This window comes from Streptomyces sp. V4I23 (assembly GCF_030817975.1).
Taxonomy (GTDB): domain Bacteria; phylum Actinomycetota; class Actinomycetes; order Streptomycetales; family Streptomycetaceae; genus Streptomyces.
Map to the genome: position 1 here is coordinate 3,444,146 of NZ_JAUSZW010000004.1, position 15,465 is coordinate 3,459,610.

Sequence of the window (15,465 nt, forward strand, 5' to 3'; positions counted from 1 at the left end):
CAGCGCGTGCGATAGACATTGTGTCCATCGGCCCTCAGCGGCCGACAACCGTTTTTCCCCGGCGCGACGGCGCGGACCGGACAGAGGGACCCATGGAGAAGGGAGCCAGGCACGTGCAACGCAAGGCGTACGTCCCCGGCGCGGCGGCGCTCCTCGCGGCGCTGGTCACCGGCCTCACCGGCTGCACCTCGGGCGGTGGGGACGACGGTTCGGCGCCCGACGCCAAGGCCAACGGCGCCCCGGCCTCGGCCGCACCTCCCGGCAGATACCGCACGTTGCTGGAGCCCTGCGGCTCCGTCGAGCGGAACACCCTGAAGAACCTGCTGCCCGGCGTGCTCACGCTCCCCCAGGACCAGCAGCAGCAGGTGCTCGGCGGTACGCCGGCCGTGACGTACGACACCGACCGCCGTGCCGCCTGCAGTTGGAAGGGGCAGGCGCCGGACTCCTCCCACCAGCTGCGGGTCGACTTCGAGCGGGTCGTCTCCTACGACCCGGCCGTCAGCGACGACACCCGGGCGCAGGAGGTGTTCACGAAGAAGCAGTCCGCGACCTCCGTGCCCGTCATCCCCGGCCCCGAAGCCACCGTCTCGCCCACCGCGAGCGCCGGCGCGAGCACCGGACCGGGCGCGACCCCGGACCTGGAGGTCCAGGCCGGAAAGACAGGCAGGCCAGGGGGCGAGGCCGAGGAGTCCGAGTCCCCCGAGGACCCGCCGAGCTCCGGACAGCCGTCGGGCGACGCCTCCCCCGGCGGCTCCGCGGAGGGCGCCGGCGGCAGCCCGTCCCCGGGCGGGTCCACCACGGGGCTCGAGCCGCGCGTCCTGGAGGGGCTCGGCGACGCCGCCTTCATCGACGACGTGCTCGACCGTGCCGGGTCCACCGCGCAGCGCCGCACCGTGAGCGTGGTGTTCCGCACATCGAACGTGATCGTCACGGTCGTCTACGCCGAGCAGCCGGCGCCGGCGGCGGAGGTCCCGGACAGCAAGGAACTGCAGGAAAAGGCGCAGAGTGTGGCCCGCCGGCTGGCGGAGCTCTTCGACGAGTGACCGGCCGCGGCGGCCGGCTGCCGGTCCGGCGGCCGGGCCCCCGCCGCCGCGCGGCCGCGTACGGTGGCCTGGCGGCCGTGACGGCCGTGACCGGCCTGACGGACCCGACGCCCGACGGACAGACCGAACGACCGAGTGAAGGAACCATGCACCGTTCAGCCCCGCGACTCACCCGCATACTCGCCTGCGCAGCCGTTCCGGTGATGCTCGTCGTCGCCGGCTGCTCCTCGGACTCCGGTGACGGCAAGCCCGAGGGTTCGGCGTCCGCCTCCCGCACCCCCGAGGCGAAGAAGACGCCGGAGGTCGCGCCCGCGAAGTTCACGAAGCTGCCCGACCCGTGCGAGTCGATCGCCCGCAAGACGGTCAAGGACCTGGTGCCGGGCGCGAAGTCCGGTGCGGCCGGCCGGTCCTCCGACGCCGGCAGCCGTGGCAGCTGCTCCTGGAACGGCCTGGACGACAACGGTGTGGAGGGTTCGCAGTACCGCTGGCTGGACGTCTCCTTTCTGCGTTACGACTCCGACGCCACGCTCGCCGTCAGCGGTGAGCAGCGCGCGAAGGACAACTACGCGAAGGAGGTCGCCAAGACGCAGGCGACCGAGGGCGCGAAGGACGTGAAGTCCAGCCCGGCGCCCGGCATCGGCGACGAGGCGACCACCATCAACTACACGCTGAAGAAGACCGGTGAGAACTTCACGTACGCGGTGGTCGTGGCGCGTACCGAGAACGGTCTGGTGACGCTCACCTACAACGGCACCGGTTACGCGGGCGCGAAGAACCCCTCGTCCGGGGACCTGACGAAGGACGCGCTGAAGGCGGCGAAGGAGGCCGTCGCCTCCGTGGCCACGGCCAACAAGTAGCCGACGGGCGGACGGTGCGCCGAGCCGGTCCCGTTCGCCGGCACACCGTTCCCCCACCGGTGCCGACGTCCTTCCGGCCGGCTTCGGCCGACTGCCCGTCGCCTTCCGCCCTTTGCCGTACCGAGGGCGGAGGGACGGACTCCGGGGGCATGTGCCAGGCTGTGCCCCGCAGATTATGGATGGGGAGGGGAACGCCGTGGCCGCGATGCAGCTGACGCGCACGCACCGAGTGCTCATCGGTGTCGTCGTCGCGGGAGCGCTGATCATTGCCGCGATCGGCTTCGCGGGGTCGTACGCCGCGGTGCGCGAGCTCGCGGAGAGCAAGGGGTTCGGCGACTTCTCCCTCGTCTTCCCCATAGGTATCGACGCGGGCATCTGTGTGCTGCTGGCGCTCGATCTGCTGCTGACGTGGATGCGCATACCGTTCCCGCTGCTGCGTCAGACGGCGTGGCTGCTGACGGCCGCGACGATCGCGTTCAACGGCGCGGCCGCCTGGCCCGACCCGCTCGGTGTCGGCATGCACGCGGTGATCCCGGTGCTGTTCGTCGTCGCCGTGGAGGCGGCTCGCCACGCGGTGGGCCGGATCGCGGACATCACGGCGGACAAGCACATGGAGGGCGTGCGGCTCACGCGCTGGCTGCTCTCGCCCGTGCCGACGTTCAGGCTGTGGCGGCGGATGAAGCTGTGGGAGCTGCGCAGCTACGAGCAGGTGATCAAGCTGGAGCAGGACCGGCTGATCTACCAGGCCCGTCTTCAGGCGCGCTTCGGCCGGGCGTGGCGCCGCAAGGCGCCCGTCGAGGCGCTGATGCCGCTGCGGCTGGCGAAGTACGGCGTTCCGCTGGCCGAGACGGCCCCGGCGGGTCTCGCGGCCGCGGGCATCGAGCCGGCGCTGCTCCCGCCCGCGCCGGTGACGACGCAGGCCGGCCAGCCCGAGCTGCCGACCGGCGCCGGGCGGCGTCCGGGCCCGCGGGAGGCGATCGCCGGCGAGCCGTCGGCGCTGCCCGTGGAGGAGACCGCCGACGAGCAGCAGGCGCGGGCGGAGGGGCCCCAGGCCCCGGGCGCCTACGAGAGCCCCTGGTTCGCCGCGTCGCAGGCCGCGCAGGATGCCTACCAGGGCACGTACGACCCGACGTACGTCGAGGGTTTCGAGCCCGTGCCGGTGCCGGTCCCCGCGGGCCCCGGCGGCCGTACGCGCCCGCTCGGGACGGGTCCCGACCCGCAGGCGTTCGACCAGCCGTACGCCCAGGGGTACGAGGAGCAGTACGCGCAGCCCGTGCCGGAGCCGGAGGCGGTGGCCGAGTTCACGCCGGAGGACAAGGAGTTCGAGGAGCTGGCGTACCCGGCGTACAAGGACTACGTGGACGAGCACCAGGTCTATCCGAACGCCCGGACGCTCGACATACTTCTCGCCGACCGGTACGGCGTCCGGCACCCGAACAGCACTGCCCTGCTCAAGCGACTGATGCCGGGCCTCCAGAAGCGCCATCAGGCCGATCTCGAGGCCGAGCACATCGCCTGAGGAACGGCCCCATGCGGAAGGGCCCTCACCCCGTGCGGGGTGAGGGCCCTTCCGCGTACGCCGGGGTGATCAGGCCCCGAGCAGCTTGCGCACGCGGTCGGCGCCGACGGCGAGCAGCAGCGTGGGCAGGCGCGGGCCGGTCTCGCGGCTGACCAGCAGGCGGTACAGCAGCGCGAAGAAGGCGCGCTGGGCGACCTTCAGCTCCGGCGTCGGCTTGGCGTCCGGCGTGAGGCCGGCCATGACCTTCGGCACTCCGTAGACGAGCGTGGTGAGCCCGTCCAGGGACCAGTGCGTGTCGAGCCCCTCCAGCAGCAGCCGCAGCGACTCGCGGCCCTCGTCGTCCAGCGAGCCGAGCAGCTCGGTGTCGGGCTCGGAGCGCACGACGGTCCGCGCGTCGGCCGGGACGTGCGTCGAGATCCAGCTCTCGGCGCGGTCCAGCCGCGGCCGGACCTCGTCGAGGTCCGTGACCGGGTTCGCCGGGTCCAGCTCGCTGAGGATGCGCAGCGTCTGGTCCTCGTGGCCGGCGGTGATGTCGACGACCGAGGCGAGCGTGCGGTACGGCAGCGGGCGCGGCGTGCGCGGCAGGTCGCCGGCGGCGGTGCGGGCGGCGCGGGAGTAGGCGGCGGCGTCGGCGGGCAGGACGGTGCCGTCGGCGACCTTGGCCTCCAGCTTGTCCCACTCGTCGTACAGCCGCTGGATCTCCTGGTCGAAGGCGATCTTGAAGGACTGGTTGGGCCGGCGGCGGGCGTACAGCCAGCGCAGCAGCTGGGGCTCCATGATCTTCAGCGCGTCGGCCGGGGTGGGCACGCCACCGCGGGACGACGACATCTTCGCCATGCCGGAGATGCCGACGAAGGCGTACATGGGGCCGATCGGCTGCCTGCCGTCGAAGATCGAGACGATCTGGCCGCCGACCTGGAACGACGAGCCCGGGGACGAGTGGTCGACGCCGGACGGTTCGAAGACCACGCCCTCGTACGCCCAGCGCATCGGCCAGTCGACCTTCCAGACCAGCTTGCCGCGGTTGAACTCGCTCAGCCGGACCGTCTCCGAGAACCCGCACGCGGTGCAGGTGTACGTCATCTCGGTGGTGTCGTCGTCGTACGCCGTGACCGTGGTCAGGTCCTTGTCGCACGAGCCGCAGTACGGCTTGTACGGGAAGTAGCCCGCGGAGCCGGTGCCGTCGTCCTCCGCCGCCGCGCCGGAGCCCTCGGCGGCCTCCAGCTCGGCCTCGTCGACCGGCTTCTGCGACTTCTTCGCCTGGGCCTCGGCCTGCGCCTTCGGGTCCTTCTTGGTGCGGTACTGGGCGAGGATCGCGTCGATGTCGCCGCGGTGCCTCATCGCGTGCAGGACCTGCTCGCGGTAGGCGCCGGAGGTGTACTGCGCGGTCTGGCTGATGCCGTCGTACTCGACGCCCAGCTCGGCCAGGGACTCGGTCATCGCGGCCTTGAAGTGCTCCGCCCAGTTCGGGAAGGAGGAGCCCTTCGGCGCGGGGACCGAGGTCAGCGGCCTGCCGATGTGCTCGGCCCAGGACTCGTCGACGCCGTCGATCCCCTTCGGGACCTTGCGGTAGCGGTCGTAGTCGTCCCAGGAGATCAGGTGACGGACCTCGTACCCGCGGCGCCGGATCTCGTCGGCGACCAGGTGCGGGGTCATGACCTCACGGAGGTTGCCCAGGTGGATGGGGCCGGAGGGCGACAGTCCGGAGGCGACGACGACCGGTTTGCCAGGCGCACGTCGCTCCGACTCGGCGATGACCTCGTCCGCGAAACGGGAGACCCAGTCGGTCTCGGTGCTGCTCTGAGCCACGGTCGGCACGTCCTTGATTCCTCGGGGTCGGAAATACGTCGGGAAACTCGCGTACACCATTCTCCCAGACCGGGAAACCGGATCCCACAGAGTTCCCGCGCCGCGCCGGGACGCGCCCCGCGTCCCGGCAAACCGGTTGCCCGGCCATGGGACACTTGACCACTGGAACATCCCCCTCGACAGGAACGGAAGCTCATGGCCTCGGTCCCTTCCCTCGCTTCGACCGTGCAGCAGCGTCTCGCGGACGCCCTGGCAGCAGCGCTGCGGAAGACCGAGCTCGCCGACCCTTCCCCTCGCCCTTCGGGCTGGGGAGACCCCATGCTGCGACGAAGCGACCGGGCCGACTTCCAGGCCAACGGCATCCTGGCGCTCGCGAAGCGGCTCAAGGGCAACCCGCGCGAGCTGGCGACCAAGGTCGTCGAGGCGATCGGCGCGAACGACGTGCTGCGGGACATCGAGGTCTCCGGCCCCGGCTTCCTGAACATCACGGTGACCGACAAGGCGATCACCGAGACGCTGGCCGCCCGCGCCGCGGACGCCCGGCTCGGCGTGCCGACGGCCGCCGAGCCCGGCACGACGGTGATCGACTACGCCCAGCCGAACGTGGCCAAGGAGATGCACGTCGGCCATCTGCGTTCCGCGGTGATCGGCGACGCGATGGTGCGGATCCTGGAGTTCTCGGGCGAGCGGGTGGTGCGGCGGCACCACATCGGCGACTGGGGCACCCAGTTCGGCATGCTCATCCAGTACCTGATCGAGCACCCGCACGAGCTGGACCACAAGGACGGCGCCTCCGGCGAGGAGGCGATGTCCAACCTGAACCGCCTCTACAAGGCGGCCCGTGCCCTCTTCGACTCCGACGAGGAGTTCAAGGCCCGCTCGCGGGACCGCGTGGTGGCGCTCCAGTCGGGCGACGAGGAGACCCTCGCGCTGTGGCAGAAGTTCGTGGACGAGTCGAAGATCTACTTCTACTCGGTCTTCGACAAGCTCGACATGGAGATCCGCGATCCCGACGTCGTCGGCGAGTCCGGCTACAACGACATGCTCGACGAGACGTGCCGCATCCTCGAGGAGTCCGGTGTCGCCGTGCGCTCCGAGGGCGCGCTGTGCGTCTTCTTCGACGACGTGAAGGGCCCCGACGGCAACCCGGTCCCGCTCATCGTCAGGAAGTCCAACGGCGGCTACGGCTACGCGGCCACCGACCTGTCCGCCATCCGCGACCGCGTGCAGAACCTGGACGCCTCCACCCTGCTGTACGTGGTGGACGCCCGTCAGTCCCTGCACTTCAAGATGGTCTTCGAGACCGCGCGGCGGGCCGGCTGGCTCGGTGACAAGGTCAAGGCCGTGCAGCTCGCCTTCGGCACCGTGCTCGGCAAGGACGGCAAGCCGTTCAAGACCCGTGAGGGCGAGACGGTCCGGCTGGTGGACCTGCTCGACGAGGCGATCGACCGGGCGACGGCCGTCGTCGCCGAGAAGCGGGAGAAGGTCGGCCTGACCGACCAGGAGGTCGCCGACAACGGCCGGTACGTGGGCATCGGCGCGGTCAAGTACGCCGACCTGTCGACGTCCGCGGTGCGCGACTACAAGTTCGACCTGGACCAGATGGTCTCGCTCAACGGCGACACCTCGGTCTACCTCCAGTACGCGTACGCCCGTATCCAGTCGATCAAGCGGAACGCGGGTGACCGCCGCCTGGTCGCCCACCCCGAGCTCGAACTGGCCCCGGCGGAGCGGGCGCTGGGTCTGCACCTGGACCAGTTCGGCGAGGTGCTGGCGGAGGTGGCGTCGGCGTACGAGCCGCACAAGCTGGCCGCCTACCTCTACCAGCTGGCCTCGCACCTGACCACGTTCTACGACCAGTGCCAGGTGCTGAGCGACGACAACCCGGCGGAGCTCGTGGAGAACCGCCTCTTCCTCGTCGACCTCACGGGCCGCACACTGCACCAGGGCATGGCGCTGCTGGGCATCCGCACGCCCGAGCGCCTCTGAGCGACCGCGCGGCGACGCGCGAGAGGGGGCCGTGAGCTGCTGGTGAGCAGCTCACGGCCCCCTTGCGTGCGCCGGTCAGCGGATCGGGTGCGACGTCCTCCCGGACGCCTCGTCGATCTCCGTGTGCGCCTTCTGCAGCAGCTGGGACGCGAGGTCCATCAGGGCGCGGGCACCCGCGATCTCCTCGCCGACCAGCAGCTGCGGCTGGTCGGAGTGGTGACGATTCGCGCTTCCGTGTCCCCGGTATTCCGTCCCGTCACCGAGCCTCACCATGGCGGCCGCCCTGGTCCGGTCGCCTTCCTCCTGGAACTCCATCTCGATGTGCCATCCGACGAGTGTCTTCATGGCGGATCACCTCCAGCGGTACGCGTACCCCTTCCAGGGTGCGCCGCACGTCCGCTGATCACCACAGCACTTACCAGTTGGTGCGTATCTGACTTTTCAGTCGGTACTTGTCCGGTCATCCGGGCCGGACAAGGATCGAGGCATGCCTTCGACATCTGAGAACACGCAGGTCAGCCATGTCTCCGTGCTGGGCCTCGGCCTGATGGGCTCCGCCCTTGCCGCCGCCCTCCTGCGCGCGGGCCACTCCGTCACCGTGTGGAACAGAACCAGCGCGAAGACGGGCCCGCTGGTCGCCCAGGGCGCGCTGCCCGCCTCCACCGTCGCCGACGCGGTGGCCGCGAGCCCGCTCGTGATCGTGTGCCTGACGACGAACGACGACGTCCGCGAGGCGCTGGCGCCGGCCGACCTCACCGGCACGGTGCTGGTCAACCTCACCAACGGGACGCCCGCCCAGGCCCGCGACCTCGCGGCGTACGCGCACAAGCAGGGCGCCCGCTACATCGACGGCGGCATCATGGCCGTCCCGCAGATGATCGCGACCCCGGCCGCGTACGTCCTCTACAGCGGCGACGAGCAGGCGTACGAGACACACGAGCCGGTGCTCGCCGCGTTCGGCGGCACGAAGTGGGTCGGTACGGATCCCGGTCGCGCCGCTCTGCACGACCTGGCGCTGCTGACCGGCATGTACGGGATGCTCATCGGCGTGACCCAGGCCCTCGCGCTGGTCCGCTCGGCGGGGGTCACCGCCTCGGAGTTCGCGGGGCCGCTGCACGCCTGGGTCTGCGCGATGCTCGACGGTGTCGTGCCGGGCATCGCCGAGGCCGTCGACTCCGGCCGTCACCTCACGGACGTCTCCAGCCTCGCCGTCAACCAGGCCGCCTTCCCGAACCTCACGACCACCTACCGCGAACAGGGCATCAGCATGGAGCTGTTCGAGCCGTTCCAGAAGCTCCTCGACCGCTCGATCGCCGAAGGCCACTCCGCCGACGGCCTGTCCCGGCTCGTGGAGATGCTCGACGACGAGGGCTGAACGCCCGGTTGTCGGTGCCGACGGCTACCGTCGCCGGCACGGTGATCCACGGGGGCGCGAACACGGAGCACTCGACGTACCGGTGGAACCGACTGCCGGCAGGGTGGCGCCTGTTCCGTAACGACCGAATGTGAATGTTACCCGCGGTTCTCATTGGTCTATACCTTGACTCGACCATGACATCGCGCTTGAGTAGGCGGCACAGCCCCCCACCGCGGCTCGCCCGGAGGCCAACTCGCCCTCCGAGGCGAGTCGTTGCGCTCAAAGGAGTGATCGAGTGCTGAGAACACGCCTCGCGGCTCTGCTGGCCGCGGTCCTCATGGCCACCGGCCTCGCCGGGGCCCTGATGCCTTCCGCCTCCGCCGCCTCACCCTGCGACACCGCCCCCAACTGGCAGCAGGGCGCCTGGTACACGACTGGCAACGTTGTCAGATACAACGGCGCCTACTACATCGCCGAGCACGACAACCCGGGTTACGACCCGACGATCAGCACCTGGTACTGGGACCCGTACAACTGCGGCGGGTCCACGCCGTCGCCGTCCGGCTTCGTGGTGAGCGAGGCCCAGTTCAACCAGATGTTCCCGAACCGGAATTCCTTCTACACGTACAGCGGCCTCACCGCGGCCCTGAGCGCCTACCCCGGCTTCGCCAACACCGGCAGCGACACGGTGAAGAAGCAGGAGGCCGCCGCCTTCCTGGCCAACGTGAGCCACGAGACCGGCGGGCTCGTCCACATCGTCGAGCAGAACACCGCCAACTACCCGCACTACTGCGACCGGAGCCAGCCGTACGGCTGCCCGGCCGGCCAGGCGGCGTACTACGGACGCGGACCCATCCAGCTCAGCTGGAACTTCAACTACAAGGCCGCGGGCGACGCGCTCGGCATCGACCTGCTGAACAACCCGTGGCGCGTGGAGCGCGAGGCGGCCGTGGCCTGGAAGACGGGCCTTTGGTACTGGAACACCCAGACCGGCCCCGGCACCATGACCCCGCACAACGCGATGGTCAACCAGGCGGGCTTCGGCCAGACCATCCGCTCCATCAACGGCTCCCTGGAGTGCGACGGCAAGAACCCGGCGCAGGTCCAGAGCCGCGTCAACAACTACCAGCGGTTCACTCAGATCCTGGGTGTGTCCCCGGGCGGCAACCTGTACTGCTGACCGTCCCGGTCACCTCATGAACGGGCCGCGGCCCCGGGAGCACACACACCCCGGGTCCGCGGCCGCTCCATGCGCACGCGACGGCACAGGCACCCGGAGGAGGGCGAGCCGCAGGGCCCCGTCCTCACCGGCACGGTGCTCGACGCGTCGTAAGGCGCCCGGTTCACGGCCGCGCGAACTCGCACCACACCACCTTGCCCGGCTCGCGCGGCCCCACGCCCCACCCGTCGGCCAGCGCGGCCACCAGCAGCAGACCGCGCCCCGACTCCCCGTCCGGCTGTCGCACGCACGGCTCCCCCTCGCCGCTGTCGTGCACCTCGACCCGCAGCACAGAGCCGCGTTCGTACAGCCACATCCGCAGCAGGTATCCGCGCCCCGGCGGTACGCCGTGCACCAGCGCGTTCGTCGCGAGCTCGCTCACGCAGAAGGTGACATCGTCGGCCCGCGCGCCCCACTCCCACGCCGTGAGCGTCGCGCGGGCGAACTCCCGTGCCGCCGCGACGGAGCGGCGCTCGCGTCGGCAGAACAGCTCGCGCAGGTCCTCGTGTTGCATCGTCTTGTCCACGGGACGAGCGTCGCGTCGCGTGACGGCCCGGCAGCACCCCGTCGACCCGTACGTTTCATTTGTACGGGTCGGCGAGGCGTAACGTACGGAGGCGCCCGGGGAGTTGGTGAGGTATGCACCCCAGGAGACGCCACCGGAAGAACGCCTCGGCGATGCGCATGGTCGGCCGCCAGCTCGCCCGCTTCCGCGAGGCCGCCGGCCTCACCCAACGCGAACTCGCGACGGCGTTCAGCCTCGCGGAGGAGACGGTCGCCTCGATCGAACAGGGCCGTCGTCCGCTGAAGCCGGACCTCGCGCAGAGACTCGACGACCGCCTCGACACCAAGGGCGCGCTGTCGGTGGCGGTCGAGCACATGCCGGAGGTGGACCTGATCCCGGCGTGGGCGGAGGAGTACATGGACCTGGAGCGGGAGGCGATCGCGCTGTCCTGGTACGACAACCAGGTCGTCCCGGGCCTGCTCCAGACCGAGCGCTACGCGCGCGGTGTCTTCCGCAGCCGGGTGCCCGTCTTCAACGCGGACGAGATCGAGGCACAGGTCGCCGCGCGCGTCGCACGCCAGGAGATCCTGGCGCGGACCCGGCCGCCGACGATCAGCTTCGTGATGTGGGAGGCCATCCTCATGGACCGCATCGGCGGCGACGACGTGTACGAGGAGCAGGTGCGTCACTTACGCGCGTGCGCCGAACTGCCGGGCGTCTCGCTGCAAGTGATGCCGTTCGGCCGCACCTGCCATGCGGGGTTGGACGGCCCCTTCATCCTGGTCGAGACTCCTGATCACCAGCTCCTCGGTTACGCCGAGGGGCAGCGCGGGAGCCAGCTGCTCACGGACCCCGACGAGGTCAGCATCCTGGCGCAGAAGTATGCGATGCTGCGGGCACAGGCCCTCAACCCGGAAGACAGCACGGGCCTGTTGGACCGGCTGCTGGGAGAGCAATGAGCACCGCACTGAAGTGGTTCAAGTCCAGCTACAGCGGCAGCGAGGGCGGCGCCTGCCTGGAAGTGGCGTACAACTGGCACAAGTCGAGCCACAGCGGCGACGAGGGCGGCGCCTGCGTCGAGGTCGCCACCCACCCCACCACCGTCCACGTCCGCGACTCGAAGACCCCCGGCGGCCCGGTGCTCAGCCTCGCCCCGGCCGCCTGGACGGCCTTCGTCAGCGACCTGCGCTGAGACCCTGTGCGCCCTGGACGTACAGGGCCCAGGCGAGGCAGCCGAAGGCCGCGGTGTGCAGGACGGCCCGGACGGTGTTCCACCTGACCCACGTGCCCTCGAAAGCCGCCCGAGCCGCCTTGAGCTGAGCGGGGTCGCCCGCGAGGGACACCTTGTCGAGCGCGTCGTTGAGCGGCACGTTCTGCGTGCCGGTCACCAGGAACGCCATCATGTACAGGACGAGCCCGGCGACGATCCACCACCGGGCCGCGCCTCCGTGCCCGCCCCCCGGCTGGACCGCCGCGAGGACGAGCAAGGGCAGCGGCAGCAGGAACGGCACCAGGAACCAGCCGTTGATGATGGCGCGGTTGATGTGCTGCATGACCGGGACGAACGCCTGGTCGCCCGAGCGGGCGAGGCCCGGCATGACGGCGTACGCGAAGGCGGCGAACAGCCCGGCCATCAGCCCGGTCGCCACCGTGGAGACCACGAGGGCCGCGGTGTTCAGTGTTCTCATGCGTTCTCCTCTGCGTTGCCGGCGGCGGGGGTGATCCATTCGACGAACTGGACGATCACCCCGTTCGGGTCGGTGATCTGGAAGAGCCGCTCGCCCCACGGCTCCTCGCGCAGCGGCATGGTGATCTCGACGCCCTCGCCGCGCAGCCGCTTCTCCTCGGCCTCCAGCCCCGTGAGGGTGAAGGCGAGGATCAGCCCGCGGGCGTGCTGGTCGCGCTGCTCTTCGGGCAGGACCTCGATGCCGCGCCGCAGCAGGACGATGTCGACTGCGGCGTCGGCCCGGGTGAGGGAGGCGAAGCCGTCGGCGGCGGCCTGCTCCTGGTAGCCGAGGTGGGTGGTGAAGAAGGCCTGGGAAGCGGCCACGTCGTCGACGGTGAGCGAGACGGTGGAGGCGGTGATCTGCAAGGCGGTGTCCTTTTGCGGAGGTTGGGGAAGCCGGCGCGCCACGGGGGCGGTCGGGTCGGTCAGTAGGAGCTGCGGCGCGGGAGGTTGCGTACGCGGCGGTTGTTGTCCTGGAACCGGGCGGGGTGGAGCTGGACGGGCCGTCGGCCACCCTGCCGCCGTCCGCCGGCGGGCGGGTTGTCGGCCTGGTCGGCGAGAAGCCGGGCGAGATCGATTCGCTGCATGCGATGTTCCCCTCGATAGAAACTTACGTTGGACGTAAACTTAGACCGACCGAACCAGGGGTGTCAACATAAAATTGCTACGGATGTAAGATTCCCTCATGAGCAACGACACGATCACAGTGAGGGGCGCCCCGGCGCCCGCCGCGTCGGCGGGTCTTCGGGAGTCGAAGAAGCGCGAGACACGGCAGCTGATCTCCGATCACGCGACCAGGCTGTTCATGGCCCAGGGCTTCGAGCGGACGACCATCGCGGAGATCGCCGACGCCGCGCGGGTCGCCAAGAAGACGGTGACCAACTACTTCCCGCGCAAGGAGGACATGGCGCTGGACCACCAGGAGGCTTTCGTCGCGAGCCTGGCGGACACCGTCACAGGCCGGTCCGCAGGTGAATCGGCCCTCGCGGCACTGCGCCGCGCGTTCGAGGCCGCCGTCGCGGCCCAGGACCCGGTCGCCGGATTCGCGGGCCCGGACTTCTCCCGCATGATCGACGACAGCCCGACCCTCTCGGCGTGCCTGCGGGGTCTGCACGACCGGCGCGAGGAGGCTCTGGCCGAAGCACTCGCCCGGACCACGGGGGCGAGTTCCGGCGACATCACTCCCCGTACGGCCGCGGCGCTGCTCGGCGCGGTGCACCGGGTCCTGTTCGGGCGCATCCAGGAGCTCACCCTCGCGGGCCGATCCAACGACGACATCGCGCGGACCGTCGCAGCCGAGGCCGCCCGCGCCTTCGACCTGCTCGCACCGGCCCTCGCCGACTACGCGGTCGCCTGACCGGTCGGCGCCGGGACCACCGTGCACGAACGGCGGACGGCCCGGTGCTCACGCGCGCACCGGGCCGTCGGGGAAGTCTTGGTCAGCGACCTGCGCCGATCCGCTGGGCGACCTCGGTCGCCCAGTAGGTGAGGATCATGCTCGCCCCCGCGCGCTTGATGCCGAGCAGCGTCTCCGCGATGGCCTTCTCCCGATCGATCCAGCCCTTCTCGGCGGCGGCCTCGACCATCGCGTACTCGCCGCTGATCTGGTACGCCGCGACCGGCACGTCCACCGACTCCGCGACCTTCGCCAGGACGTCCAGGTAGGGGCCCGCGGGCTTGACCATGACCATGTCGGCGCCCTCTTCGAGGTCGAGCGCCAGCTCGCGCATCGACTCGCGGACGTTGGCCGGGTCCTGCTGGTAGGTCTTGCGGTCGCCGCTCAGCGACGAGCCGACGGCCTCGCGGAAGGGGCCGTAGAAGGCGGACGAGTACTTCGCGGTGTACGCGAGGATCGACACGTCCTCCTTGCCGATGGTGTCCAGCGCGTCACGGACGACGCCGATCTGACCGTCCATCATGCCGCTGGGACCGACGACGTGGACGCCTGCGTCGGCCTGGACCTGGGCCATCTCGGCGTAACGTTCCAGCGTGGCGTCGTTGTCGACCCGGCCTTCGGCGTCGAGGACGCCGCAGTGGCCGTGGTCGGTGTACTCGTCCAGGCACAGGTCGGACATGATGACGAGCTCGTCCCCGACCTCGGCCCGCACGTCCCGGATGGCGACCTGGAGGATGCCGTCGGGGTCGGTGCCCGCCGTGCCGAGCGCGTCCTTCTTGGCGTCCTCCGGCACCCCGAAGAGCATGATCCCGGCGACGCCCGCCTCGCGCGCCTCGACGGCGGCCTTGCGGAGGGTGTCGCGGGTGTGCTGCACGACGCCGGGCATGGCCTGGATCGGCACCGGCTCGGAGATGCCCTCGCGGACGAAGGCCGGGAGGATCAGATCGGCCGGGTGCAGCCGGGTCTCGGCGACCATGCGACGCATGGCGGGGCTCGTCCGGAGCCGCCGGGGGCGGGCACCGGGGAAGGATCCGTACGCAGTCATACGTGCCACGCTACGCCTGCCCGGGGCGGGCAATTACCGACACCGCGTCGGCGGGAGCGGCCTACGGACGCGTCGCCGTGACCACCCAGGCGGCGGAGTCGTAGCGGACGCCGTCGGGGGTCGCGTGAGCCTCGAGATCGGCGCGCAGCGCGGCGTGGGCCCGGGCGCGGCCGGCCTCGTCGAGGTCCTCGACCATCCACGCGAGCATGCCGGAGACGAAGGCGAAGGCGTGGTCGGGGGTGCGGCCGAAGTTCATCGGGAGGCCGAAGTCGTCCAGGTGGGGCGTACGGAAGCCTGCGGCGACGAGCCGTTCGCGGACGACGTCGGGGTCGGACAGGGAGAACGGGCCGGGGGCGTCCGGGGGCGGGGCGCTCAGGTCGCGCCCGGCGGCGAGGGCGGTCACGAACGACCGGAACCACTCGTTGCGGGAGATGTCCTGCCAGACGAGCAGCACGAGCCGGCCGCCGGGCCGCAGGGCGCGGGCGATGTTGCGGAAGGCGGCCACGGGGTCGGCGAAGAACATGCTGCCGGCGCGGCTGATCGCGACGTCGAAGGACGCCTCGTCGAAGGGGTAGGTCTGCGCGTCGGCCTGCTCGTGGCGGACACTGTCGAGCCCTTGGCGCTCCGCCTCGCGGCGGGCGACCCTCAGCATCGGCCCGGACAGATCGACGCCGAGCACGGGCCCGCCCGCGGTGAGCCGTGCGGCGGCACGCGAGGTCAGCCCGGCCCCGCAGCCGATGTCCAGGACCCGCTCACCGCGCTGAAGATGCGCCGCGTCCAGAAAGGGCTGCTGGTAGGCGTGGACCGCCCGGTCGAAGTCCGGGGCGTGCTCCGCCCAGTACGCCCCTTCGTCACCGTCCCAGGTCCGCGCCTGCTCGGCGTTGGAAGGATCGACATGCAGAGTCCTGGAGCCCATGACCGTCACCCACTCGTGTAGCACCACCGTGCTTCCGGTGTACGCCTCGGGGGCCCTCATGTCGAACACCCCAGAACGCGGCGT

17 protein-coding genes are annotated in these 15,465 nt (G+C 70.9%); 9 read left to right on the forward strand and 8 right to left on the reverse strand.

Going from position 1 to position 15,465, the window contains the following annotated elements:
- Positions 1–113 precede the first annotated feature (113 nt).
- The 3 genes from QFZ82_RS17785 to QFZ82_RS17795 all read left to right on the forward strand — a co-directional run bounded on the left by QFZ82_RS17785 (position 114) and on the right by QFZ82_RS17795 (position 3,419).
- Positions 114–1,043, forward strand: a complete 930-nt coding sequence (locus tag QFZ82_RS17785) for a DUF3558 domain-containing protein (RefSeq protein ID WP_307714107.1) — start codon at positions 114–116, stop codon at positions 1,041–1,043.
- Between the two features lie 146 nt (positions 1,044–1,189).
- Positions 1,190–1,900 carry a DUF3558 domain-containing protein gene (locus tag QFZ82_RS17790; protein ID WP_307714108.1) on the forward strand — a complete coding sequence of 237 codons (711 nt, stop codon included), beginning with the start codon at positions 1,190–1,192 and terminating at the stop codon, positions 1,898–1,900.
- A 205-nt stretch (positions 1,901–2,105) separates the two neighbouring features.
- Positions 2,106–3,419 (forward strand): DUF2637 domain-containing protein, encoded by a 1,314-nt coding sequence (locus tag QFZ82_RS17795; RefSeq protein WP_373429426.1) that lies wholly within the window; start codon positions 2,106–2,108, stop codon positions 3,417–3,419.
- Between the two features lie 69 nt (positions 3,420–3,488).
- Here the strand turns inward: QFZ82_RS17795 and lysS are convergent, their stop codons facing one another.
- Complete coding sequence (lysS, locus tag QFZ82_RS17800; RefSeq protein ID WP_307714110.1) at positions 3,489–5,237, reverse strand: lysine--tRNA ligase; 1,749 nt, start codon at positions 5,235–5,237, stop codon at positions 3,489–3,491.
- A 186-nt stretch (positions 5,238–5,423) separates the two neighbouring features.
- Between lysS and argS the strand changes: the two genes are divergently transcribed.
- On the forward strand, positions 5,424–7,217 hold the full coding sequence (gene argS, locus QFZ82_RS17805; protein WP_307714111.1) for an arginine--tRNA ligase: 1,794 nt from the start codon (positions 5,424–5,426) through the stop codon (positions 7,215–7,217).
- A gap of 75 nt (positions 7,218–7,292) precedes the next feature.
- On the opposite strand, the gene QFZ82_RS17810 is transcribed toward argS, so the two are convergent.
- A complete protein-coding gene (locus tag QFZ82_RS17810) occupies positions 7,293–7,562 on the reverse strand; it encodes a DUF1876 domain-containing protein (RefSeq protein WP_307714112.1) in 270 nt (89 codons plus the stop codon).
- Positions 7,563–7,704: 142 nt separating this feature from the next.
- Between QFZ82_RS17810 and QFZ82_RS17815 the strand changes: the two genes are divergently transcribed.
- Positions 7,705–8,592 (forward strand): NAD(P)-dependent oxidoreductase, encoded by an 888-nt coding sequence (locus QFZ82_RS17815; protein ID WP_307714113.1) that lies wholly within the window; start codon positions 7,705–7,707, stop codon positions 8,590–8,592.
- 319 nt (positions 8,593–8,911) lie between these two features.
- Positions 8,912–9,754: a glycoside hydrolase family 19 protein gene (locus tag QFZ82_RS17820; protein ID WP_373429427.1), complete on the forward strand. Its 843-nt coding sequence runs from the start codon at positions 8,912–8,914 to the stop codon at positions 9,752–9,754.
- A gap of 163 nt (positions 9,755–9,917) precedes the next feature.
- Here QFZ82_RS17820 and QFZ82_RS17825 read toward each other — a convergent pair whose 3' ends face one another.
- On the reverse strand, positions 9,918–10,319 hold the full coding sequence (locus QFZ82_RS17825; protein ID WP_307714115.1) for an ATP-binding protein: 402 nt from the start codon (positions 10,317–10,319) through the stop codon (positions 9,918–9,920).
- 113 nt (positions 10,320–10,432) lie between these two features.
- On the opposite strand from QFZ82_RS17825, the gene QFZ82_RS17830 reads away from it, so the two are divergent.
- The gene (locus QFZ82_RS17830; protein WP_307714116.1) at positions 10,433–11,257 is read left to right on the forward strand and encodes a helix-turn-helix transcriptional regulator; all 825 of its coding nucleotides are present in this window, start codon (positions 10,433–10,435) and stop codon (positions 11,255–11,257) included.
- Positions 11,254–11,490 carry a DUF397 domain-containing protein gene (locus QFZ82_RS17835; protein WP_307714117.1) on the forward strand — a complete coding sequence of 79 codons (237 nt, stop codon included), beginning with the start codon at positions 11,254–11,256 and terminating at the stop codon, positions 11,488–11,490. Before QFZ82_RS17830 ends, QFZ82_RS17835 begins: the two co-directional genes overlap by 4 nt.
- On the opposite strand, the gene QFZ82_RS17840 is transcribed toward QFZ82_RS17835, so the two are convergent.
- Genes QFZ82_RS17840 through QFZ82_RS17850 form a run of 3 tightly spaced genes read right to left on the reverse strand, consistent with a single transcriptional unit; the run spans position 11,474 to position 12,611 of the window.
- The gene (locus QFZ82_RS17840; RefSeq protein ID WP_307714118.1) at positions 11,474–11,986 is read right to left on the reverse strand and encodes a DUF1772 domain-containing protein; all 513 of its coding nucleotides are present in this window, start codon (positions 11,984–11,986) and stop codon (positions 11,474–11,476) included. The two genes, QFZ82_RS17835 and QFZ82_RS17840, sit on opposite strands and share 17 nt — an antisense overlap.
- Positions 11,983–12,390, reverse strand: coding sequence for a VOC family protein (locus tag QFZ82_RS17845; RefSeq protein WP_307714119.1), 408 nt, complete (start codon positions 12,388–12,390; stop codon positions 11,983–11,985). Before QFZ82_RS17845 ends, QFZ82_RS17840 begins: the two co-directional genes overlap by 4 nt.
- 59 nt (positions 12,391–12,449) lie before the next feature.
- On the reverse strand, positions 12,450–12,611 hold the full coding sequence (locus QFZ82_RS17850) for a hypothetical protein (protein WP_307714120.1): 162 nt from the start codon (positions 12,609–12,611) through the stop codon (positions 12,450–12,452).
- Between the two features lie 98 nt (positions 12,612–12,709).
- Here QFZ82_RS17850 and QFZ82_RS17855 point away from each other — a divergent pair, with 98 nt between their 5' ends.
- Positions 12,710–13,381 (forward strand): TetR/AcrR family transcriptional regulator, encoded by a 672-nt coding sequence (locus QFZ82_RS17855; RefSeq protein WP_307714121.1) that lies wholly within the window; start codon positions 12,710–12,712, stop codon positions 13,379–13,381.
- An 82-nt stretch (positions 13,382–13,463) separates the two neighbouring features.
- Here QFZ82_RS17855 and hemB read toward each other — a convergent pair whose 3' ends face one another.
- Together hemB and QFZ82_RS17865 are read right to left on the reverse strand one after the other, a co-directional pair.
- Entirely contained in the window at positions 13,464–14,465 is a 1,002-nt protein-coding gene (hemB, locus tag QFZ82_RS17860; protein WP_307714122.1) for a porphobilinogen synthase, read from the reverse strand.
- Between the two features lie 61 nt (positions 14,466–14,526).
- Complete coding sequence (locus QFZ82_RS17865) at positions 14,527–15,441, reverse strand: class I SAM-dependent methyltransferase (RefSeq protein WP_307714123.1); 915 nt, start codon at positions 15,439–15,441, stop codon at positions 14,527–14,529.
- Positions 15,442–15,465: the final 24 nt, after the last annotated feature.

Bases quoted from the DNA above. Each gene is read 5' to 3' on its own strand.
- hemB (WP_307714122.1), bottom strand. From the start codon at position 14,465: ATGACTGCGTACGGATCCTTCCCCGGTGCCCGCCCCCGGCGGCTCCGG.
- QFZ82_RS17790 (WP_307714108.1), top strand. From the start codon at position 1,190: ATGCACCGTTCAGCCCCGCGACTCACCCGCATACTCGCCTGCGCAGCC.
- QFZ82_RS17820 (WP_373429427.1), top strand. From the start codon at position 8,912: ATGGCCACCGGCCTCGCCGGGGCCCTGATGCCTTCCGCCTCCGCCGCC.
- argS (WP_307714111.1), top strand. From the start codon at position 5,424: ATGGCCTCGGTCCCTTCCCTCGCTTCGACCGTGCAGCAGCGTCTCGCG.
- QFZ82_RS17815 (WP_307714113.1), top strand. From the start codon at position 7,705: ATGCCTTCGACATCTGAGAACACGCAGGTCAGCCATGTCTCCGTGCTG.
- QFZ82_RS17830 (WP_307714116.1), top strand. From the start codon at position 10,433: ATGCACCCCAGGAGACGCCACCGGAAGAACGCCTCGGCGATGCGCATG.
- QFZ82_RS17795 (WP_373429426.1), top strand. From the start codon at position 2,106: ATGCAGCTGACGCGCACGCACCGAGTGCTCATCGGTGTCGTCGTCGCG.
- QFZ82_RS17835 (WP_307714117.1), top strand. From the start codon at position 11,254: ATGAGCACCGCACTGAAGTGGTTCAAGTCCAGCTACAGCGGCAGCGAG.
- QFZ82_RS17810 (WP_307714112.1), bottom strand. From the start codon at position 7,562: ATGAAGACACTCGTCGGATGGCACATCGAGATGGAGTTCCAGGAGGAA.
- QFZ82_RS17865 (WP_307714123.1), bottom strand. From the start codon at position 15,441: ATGAGGGCCCCCGAGGCGTACACCGGAAGCACGGTGGTGCTACACGAG.
- QFZ82_RS17850 (WP_307714120.1), bottom strand. From the start codon at position 12,611: ATGCAGCGAATCGATCTCGCCCGGCTTCTCGCCGACCAGGCCGACAAC.
- QFZ82_RS17855 (WP_307714121.1), top strand. From the start codon at position 12,710: ATGAGCAACGACACGATCACAGTGAGGGGCGCCCCGGCGCCCGCCGCG.
- QFZ82_RS17840 (WP_307714118.1), bottom strand. From the start codon at position 11,986: ATGAGAACACTGAACACCGCGGCCCTCGTGGTCTCCACGGTGGCGACC.